Annotated in this window: 9 protein-coding genes and 1 pseudogene; 3 read left to right on the top strand and 7 right to left on the bottom strand. The window is 56.0% G+C overall.

What is annotated here, in order from left to right; genetic code table 11:
• Positions 1-694 (bottom strand): annotated as a pseudogene (locus EQV90_RS21610) (sel1 repeat family protein); the annotation flags it as partial.
• 292 nt (positions 695-986) lie between these two features.
• On the opposite strand from EQV90_RS21610, the gene EQV90_RS21605 reads away from it, so the two are divergent.
• Both EQV90_RS21605 and EQV90_RS21600 read left to right on the top strand, forming a co-directional pair.
• Positions 987-1,250, top strand: a complete 264-nt coding sequence (locus EQV90_RS21605) for a ribbon-helix-helix protein, CopG family (protein ID WP_010657468.1) — start codon at positions 987-989, stop codon at positions 1,248-1,250.
• Entirely contained in the window at positions 1,213-1,503 is a 291-nt protein-coding gene (locus EQV90_RS21600) for a type II toxin-antitoxin system RelE/ParE family toxin (RefSeq protein WP_084357101.1), read from the top strand. Before EQV90_RS21605 ends, EQV90_RS21600 begins: the two co-directional genes overlap by 38 nt.
• A gap of 63 nt (positions 1,504-1,566) precedes the next feature.
• Here the strand turns inward: EQV90_RS21600 and EQV90_RS21595 are convergent, their stop codons facing one another.
• Both EQV90_RS21595 and EQV90_RS21590 read right to left on the bottom strand, forming a co-directional pair.
• Positions 1,567-1,815 carry a hypothetical protein gene (locus tag EQV90_RS21595; protein WP_010657470.1) on the bottom strand — a complete coding sequence of 83 codons (249 nt, stop codon included), beginning with the start codon at positions 1,813-1,815 and terminating at the stop codon, positions 1,567-1,569.
• Positions 1,816-1,913: 98 nt separating this feature from the next.
• Positions 1,914-2,342 carry a hypothetical protein gene (locus tag EQV90_RS21590; protein ID WP_010657471.1) on the bottom strand — a complete coding sequence of 143 codons (429 nt, stop codon included), beginning with the start codon at positions 2,340-2,342 and terminating at the stop codon, positions 1,914-1,916.
• 1,561 nt (positions 2,343-3,903) lie between these two features.
• Here EQV90_RS21590 and EQV90_RS21585 point away from each other — a divergent pair.
• Positions 3,904-4,323, top strand: a complete 420-nt coding sequence (locus EQV90_RS21585) for a hypothetical protein (protein ID WP_176464740.1) — start codon at positions 3,904-3,906, stop codon at positions 4,321-4,323.
• Between the two features lie 31 nt (positions 4,324-4,354).
• On the opposite strand, the gene EQV90_RS21580 is transcribed toward EQV90_RS21585, so the two are convergent.
• From EQV90_RS21580 to EQV90_RS21565, 4 genes are all read right to left on the bottom strand, one after another.
• Entirely contained in the window at positions 4,355-4,603 is a 249-nt protein-coding gene (locus EQV90_RS21580; RefSeq protein ID WP_240878671.1) for a hypothetical protein, read from the bottom strand.
• A 241-nt stretch (positions 4,604-4,844) separates the two neighbouring features.
• Positions 4,845-5,162, bottom strand: coding sequence for a hypothetical protein (locus tag EQV90_RS21575; RefSeq protein ID WP_240878670.1), 318 nt, complete (start codon positions 5,160-5,162; stop codon positions 4,845-4,847).
• A gap of 163 nt (positions 5,163-5,325) precedes the next feature.
• Entirely contained in the window at positions 5,326-5,889 is a 564-nt protein-coding gene (locus EQV90_RS21570; RefSeq protein WP_073510323.1) for a recombinase family protein, read from the bottom strand.
• A 148-nt stretch (positions 5,890-6,037) separates the two neighbouring features.
• The coding region (locus EQV90_RS21565; RefSeq protein WP_240878669.1) for a sel1 repeat family protein at positions 6,038-6,481 on the bottom strand (444 nt) is incomplete at its 5' end.

The raw sequence follows: 6,481 nt of genomic DNA, 5'->3' as shown, positions 1-6,481 counted from the left end.
ACTGAGCCAGAGCATTGCCCTGCTCGGCAGCCTTGCGGTACCAGGCGACCGCCTGTTTGTCGTCCTGCGCAACGCCTTCGCCCGACGCATATCTGTTGCCGAGTACCGCTTGAGCGTTGGCCTGGCCCTGTTCGGCAGCTTGGCGGAACCAGAAGAGTGCTTGTTTGGCGTCCTGCGCAACGCCGGTGCCTGTAGAATAGCTGTCTCCGAGAAGGAACTGGCAGTCGGCATTCCCTTGTTCGGCAGCCTTGCGGTACCAGATGACCGCCTGTTTGTCGTCCTGCGCAACGCCTTCGCCCGTCGCATATCTGTTGCCGAGTAACGCTTGAGCGTTGGCATTCCCTTGTTCGGCAGCCTTGCGGTACCAGATGACCGCCTGTTTATCGTCCTGCGCGACACCTTCACCTTTGGAATAGAGGTTGCCGAGTACCGCTTGAGCGTTAACCTGGCCCTGTTCGGCGGCCTGGCGGAACCAGAAGAGCGCTTGTTTGGCGTCCTGCGCGACACCTTCACCTTTGAAATAGAGGAGGCCGAGGTTGAACTGGGCCGTGACATCGCCTTGTTCAGCCATGCTCTGGATAGTCGTAAAATCCTGAGCAGCCTGCACATAGCTAGGCAACTGCAGTAATCCCAGCGCAAGAAATAACGCGCAGGTATAGCTCTTACAACGGTTTTTTGCGATGAATCCGATCACATCCCTGCGCTCACTTAATCCAAAAGAAGTAGAGCTTAACGGATCAACATGGAGTGCGCTTTTGTTGTCGCCGTTGCTACGGCCTTAACCGTCCTCCTGAAGCAGGATGCTTTGGTCTTCCCGAAGTCATAGAGCCGAGGATTTACCATAAATCCCGTTATTCGCACTGGGTCGATGATAGTGAGTGCTCATAAATGATTAGCAAATAGTTGCGATATTCCACTGATAGTGGAATACTCAAATATGAGTAGACAACGTCTACATCGTAGACAAAATCGTGTGGAGTGATAACATGGCCTCGCCTGTCCTGTCTTTTCGTGTGGAATCGGAGCTGATTAACCAGCTCGATCAGCTCGCTGAAGCAACTGATCGGGATCGTCAGTACCATCTCAAACGTGCATTGGCACGTTATGTAGAGTCAGAGTCCTGGCATTTTCGAGCGGTAGCCGAAGGGATCGCTGATGCTGAGGCAGGCAATCTAATCGACTTGGATGCCGTGAAGGCTAAGTGGGTGGCTCGTGCCGAAAATCGCATTAACCAGCAAAGCGGACAGTGACCTCGAAGGTATCTACGAGCATTACGAACCGCGTCTAGGTGCTGAAAAGGCCGAGGAAGTCATTTCCCAAGTGCTGGAAGCCATAACCCGACTGGAGACCTTTCCTCAGTTAGGGAAAGCCTCGGATATTCCTGATTGCCGAGAACTGATTATTTCGAAATACCCCTATCGATCTATTTACACGCGGAAGGGGGATACCATCCTGATATATCGAATTCTCCATCAGCACGCGGAACGCCCTGAAGATTGGTGAGTTCGGAAGCAAAAAATCCTGCCTTTTGGCGGGATTTTTTGTGTCCGACTTACATACGCGGCGTTATTGGAAGTCTTCGCCCTGCTCGCGGGCCTTCGCCTTCGCACGCTTGCGCTGCCCCCACCATTCTTCAAACAGAATGACCCCAAAAACCCCCGTCAGCACCGCCAACACTAGCCAGTCCCCCCACGACCACCCAACCCCGTACCAGCCGAAGACATCAAAGTGTCCCTTCTGGAAGCCCACGTACAGGAAATACACCACCGCCATAAGGCCCGCGTTACGGCAGGCACTGCCAAACGTCATACGCATTGCGACACCTTCTTGGCCCGTCCGGGCGGGTTCCTTTCTATTCGTTATGCGCTCCCGTGTTGCTAGTAGCAACAACCGGTCTAACGATATTTTCGCGGCTAAAATCCGGCGGCAGCTCGAGCCCGCAATTTCATGACGGTTCGCGCTGAAAGTCCCCTAATGTCCTCGCCATGAAAAACCATGTGCGCCCGATGCGACTTGGTTTCCGCGTCCCAATCATCCAGATCATCGATCAGGAAGGCGTGATTGCCTAGGTACGCTGCCGCCAAGTCAGCGGCCAGGCTGCGGGCGGGTTCGCCTGCCGTTTCGAAAACCCAATCCAGAATGTCACTCATCTGCTCGGCGGGTGTCCGCGGCACAACACCTTTGGCCTGATCCTGGACGAATGCGTTGTAAAGAAGTGCGCCAGCCTCGGGATCTTCTGCAGGGTTGCCCGGGCAGAGCCTGGGCTCCCAGGGAATCTGATACATCGATTGGCCAAGTACGTCCTGCAGGACGTAATCCGACGGCTTTACCAAACGCTGCATGAGATGGCTCCTTAAAAAATCGCATGGTAGCGCATCCCGAGCAGCCAAAAGCTGCTCGGATAAACCGCCACCTCTGGTGGCGTGAACAGCCTGACAGACGCCTCCCGAGCCCACGAGGGGGGGGAGGAAAAATGGCCCCCAGGCCAAATTTTTCCGGTCTGCCCTGGTGAAGCCCGTTCAGGGCGTAACCAGGGTGCGAAGCATCCGGCCGCACCGCTTGCGTGCGCGTCAGGTGAAACCGGACCAACCTGGATTCGCGATGTAGCAGTCGAGAAAGGGACAAAGGACCGCAACGAGACGTCGCGCAATTGCAGAATGCAGGTTGGTCCGGCTTTGCCGGGCGCGCACGCGGGTGAATTTTCGAGACAAGCCCGTCCAGGGCGCAGGGGAGGAAAGAGGGTGGAGGCTCGCGCAGCGAGTCGGAACCCTGAAAGCCTGACGGGGCGCTCCCCCGGAAGGTTTGGGCGTCCCGCAGGGCGGCCACGACAGACCGTAGGGATGGCGCGCTGTTGCTCTGCTTTTGTCTTGGATTATCTATGTGGCGTTCTATTGGTCGTTCTATTGCGTTGGCTATTGCTTCAGCAATAGAACGCCAATAGGAGAGGTATAAAGGTGAAAAGGTACAAAAGGGCAAAAAGCCAAGAGCATTCGCGCTACGCGCTCACCAGCTCGACCCCCTAAAGGGGGACCCCCACTCGCTGGGAAAGATCCAAAGCGGGTAATAACCCTGAGAGACAAGAGCACGAGCAATGATGGCTGACGCCAGTCTAAGGCCGCCCACTGGCGGCAATAATGATGGCTGCGCGACGCACTTGATGGCTCCCACTGGCGTGGGAGCCCCTACGATCGGCTTTTAAAAAAAGCGTCTCGCATGACTCCACGCAGTGAGGATTTTGTTCCAGGTGCGACCACCCGGCTCCCACTCCCAACAGGCGTTCCAGACTTTCGGGGATTGTTTACCACTGCGCCCCCTGCCCTCTTCGGCGTCTGGCGGTTGGTGGGTTTTAGGACAGTGACAGCGCCCGTGGTTGGGTTTTTACGCTGCCCTGCCATTGCCTTCTCGCCCTTGCGGGTCGCACCTAACCGGCTATACCGGCTGCCGTGAAGAGATCCCCTTGATCGGCAGCTATTACTTCCCGGGCCCAAAGCATCTTGATTCCAAGCGTCGGGAAGAGGTGTCGGGGGAGGCTGGAAGCTGGACAGACGGGAGTTTTCCCGACAGAATTGGCTTACCAGGTCTCGTTCCCCGCACCGAAAAGCAGAGATTCCCCGAGACCTTGGCCAGAGCGATTGCCGTCGCCGCTGGCCCGAATGAAACCCTGCCTTGGCAGGGTTTTTTCGTTTTAATGCTATGTATCTATTACCCAAAGATATTGCGTTTGCTCGCTCAGCGCAAACCCTGTGTCTTTCACAAGCTGCCGTGTGGGTCTGGCAGCTGTGCTGCCTACCAGCACGGTAGCCAACAAGGTCCACCGGACCGCGTTAGGGAATGGTCGGTTAAGTCTCATAAATAGCAGTAGACTGTAGGGCACCCTACAGACAGAACCCGACACTGCCCTACATGGCAAAATTAACCATCGGCCGCATGGCAAAACTCTACGGTTTACACCGTTCAACATTGCATGAGGCCGTGTCTAAAGGCCGCGTAACTGCTGGCCTAGACGGTAAAGGGCAAAAGGTTATCGACCTATCAGAAATGATCCGTGTTTATGGCGAACCACAGGGGATCACCCTACACCGCCCTACACTTGACCCGACACCCTCACCCTACACTTCCCCTACACCTGAAATGGACGCCCTACACCCAGCCCTACACTCGCTGGTTGAAGAGGTTCGATTGCTGCGTGCAGAGATACAAGAGCTGCAACAATCACTTCGGCTGATCGAGCATAAACCCGAGCCTAAACCTGCATTGCCTCACAACACGAAGCCAGGGGAAGCCCCTACTTGGGCAAATTTGCTCGACGCTCTCGATAACTAAAAGCCGTGGCCAGTTTCGCGGGCGCGAAACTTCACAGTTCCACCGCAAAGCCTCGCACACCAAGCCTTTCGGCAAAGCGACCCACCGCCGTCAGGCTGGCCCAGGTACGAATCACCTCCCGCCTCGACCGTACTGGAATCAGCCGCGAGTGCGGCCCGCCGAGGCGTACCGAAAACGTCCACTTGGTACGGGTGGTATCACGGCCGGCGACAAACTCCCTGACCGCGCTCTGTTGCACCAGGTGCTGCAGCGCGTCTTCGTGAATTCCTTCGCCAATCATTTATCGAGTACGACCGGCAAATGGCGTAGAACCGCTGCTAGCTCGCGCCAAGGGTGCTGTGCCACTTCCGCTGCGCCGATGCAACCTGCCACATGAGCAAAAGGAATGTCTGCCTCTTGGACGCTTTGGCAGACACCGCAAAGCGTGCACGTCACGCCTTCATACTCCAGAACCCATTGAATATGCCAACACGTTAGCCCGAGCTCTAAGCCGTAGTGAGCAGTGGAACCGTCACGGCTGCTCATTCTGGTATTACGCCAGACGGGCCGCCCAAGGTGGCCGCTTCACAGGCAAACGCTGCCGCCTGTGGTGGGGTCAGCGCTCCGGCGCTGACCACGGCGTTTAACCAGTCCCAGAGTCGAGTCACACAACGCGTCTGTTGCTCAGCCACTTCCTGCAGGTGATCCAGTAACTGCGCCTCCAACGTCTCGGTCGAGGTGGCCAGCATTTGCGGCTGCAGGTCCAAGGCGATGCGCTCGGCCAGTGCGGCAGCCGCAGGGGATAGCGTGCGCAGGTCGCGCAGACGGCGCTCATAATAGGGCGTGACGGGTAACGGCATGGCAGGGGTGTCCTTATCCGAGTCAGTGGCCCACCGTGCGTAAAACCACAGAGGTGGGGTCTGGCGTACCAGTGTAGGAGGGGTGTGGTTTCCGTGCCCAGAAAAAAAGGCCCCCACGACTCTCTCAAGTGTGGGGGCCTTTTGAACATAAGCGGCGTTCTATCTATTGAGGTAACGCACGGTATAGCGTGGCTCGATGTACACCTAAAAGACGTGCAACTTCAGCCACTGATTGACCCTCATCAATCAACTTCCGGGCATGGATTATCTGCTCAGAAGTCAAAACAGGCTTTGGCCCAAATCGAACGCCTTTGGCTTTCGCGGCAGCTCGGCCAGCACTGGTGCGCTCCCCAATAAGAGATCGCTCGAAGTCAGCGATTCCGGCAAAGATTGTTAAAACCATGCGCCCAGCTGGGGAGGTGGTGTCGGCCCATGGTTCTGCAAGTGAACGCAGACCTGCACCTAAGGTTTTGAGTTGTTCTGCAATGTGGAGGAGGTCGGTTGTTGACCTGGCCAAGCGATCCAACCGCGTTACGGTCAGCACATCACCTGGTCGCAAATGATCGAGCAGCCGACTGAGTTCTGGACGGTCTTGCTTAGCCCCACTGACCTTCTCTTCAAAAATTCTCTGACAACCGTTTTGCCCTAGGGCAATCCGTTGCTGCTCCAGATCCTGACCTTGCGTCGAAACCCGAGCGTAACCAATCTGCTGTCCTGCATTCTCCATAAAGCACCTGTCGCATTTGTTGTCGCAAGTAATTTATAACGTGCGACAGATTTATGCGACATCCAAAAGCCCGCAGATCCAGGGTTTTTGAGCGTGTCGCATAACTTAGGAGTTACGCAACAAAAGAACTAAAAATCTGAACTCTGCATTAACGGAGTGGTTGGTATTTTTCAAAGTATTGCCCTGCTAGTCTCTGCGAGACCTCAAGCTGGCCGTTTGACAGTTTTTTAGCCGCCAAATCTCGAAGCTCTGTGGCGTCTACTCTTCCATTTGCAACAGCGACAGATAACCAGACATACGCATGGCTATTGTCCTGTGACAGTCCTCTGCCTTGAAAGTAAAAAGATCCTAGATGGGACTGAGCCAGAGCATTGCCCTGCTCGGCAGCCTTGCGGTACCAGGCGACCGCCTGTTTGTCGTCCTGCGCAACGCCTTTACCGTGGGTGTAACTGAATCCTAGACTGAACTGAGCCAGAGCATTGCCCTGCTCGGCAGCCTTGCGGTACCAGGCGACCGCCTGTTTGTCGTCCTGCGCAACGCCTTCGCCCGACGCATATCTGTTGCCGAGTACCGCTTGAGCGTTGGCCTGGCC

The sequence above is a fragment of the Pseudomonas sp. TMW22089 genome, assembly GCF_022496645.1.
Classification (GTDB): Bacteria; Pseudomonadota; Gammaproteobacteria; order Pseudomonadales; family Pseudomonadaceae; genus Aquipseudomonas; species Aquipseudomonas paraversuta.
Note: the sequence above shows the minus strand (reverse complement) of the source record. Positions and strands in the feature narration are given on the sequence as shown.

What these genes read in the sequence shown, in the direction of transcription:
- EQV90_RS21605 (WP_010657468.1), top strand. Translation starts at nt 987, where the DNA reads ATGGCCTCGCCTGTCCTGTCTTTTCGTGTGGAATCGGAGCTGATTAAC.
- EQV90_RS21580 (WP_240878671.1), bottom strand. Translation starts at nt 4,603, where the DNA reads ATGATTGGCGAAGGAATTCACGAAGACGCGCTGCAGCACCTGGTGCAA.
- EQV90_RS21570 (WP_073510323.1), bottom strand. Translation starts at nt 5,889, where the DNA reads ATGGAGAATGCAGGACAGCAGATTGGTTACGCTCGGGTTTCGACGCAA.
- EQV90_RS21590 (WP_010657471.1), bottom strand. Translation starts at nt 2,342, where the DNA reads ATGCAGCGTTTGGTAAAGCCGTCGGATTACGTCCTGCAGGACGTACTT.
- EQV90_RS21585 (WP_176464740.1), top strand. Translation starts at nt 3,904, where the DNA reads ATGGCAAAATTAACCATCGGCCGCATGGCAAAACTCTACGGTTTACAC.
- EQV90_RS21595 (WP_010657470.1), bottom strand. Translation starts at nt 1,815, where the DNA reads ATGCGTATGACGTTTGGCAGTGCCTGCCGTAACGCGGGCCTTATGGCG.
- EQV90_RS21575 (WP_240878670.1), bottom strand. Translation starts at nt 5,162, where the DNA reads ATGCCGTTACCCGTCACGCCCTATTATGAGCGCCGTCTGCGCGACCTG.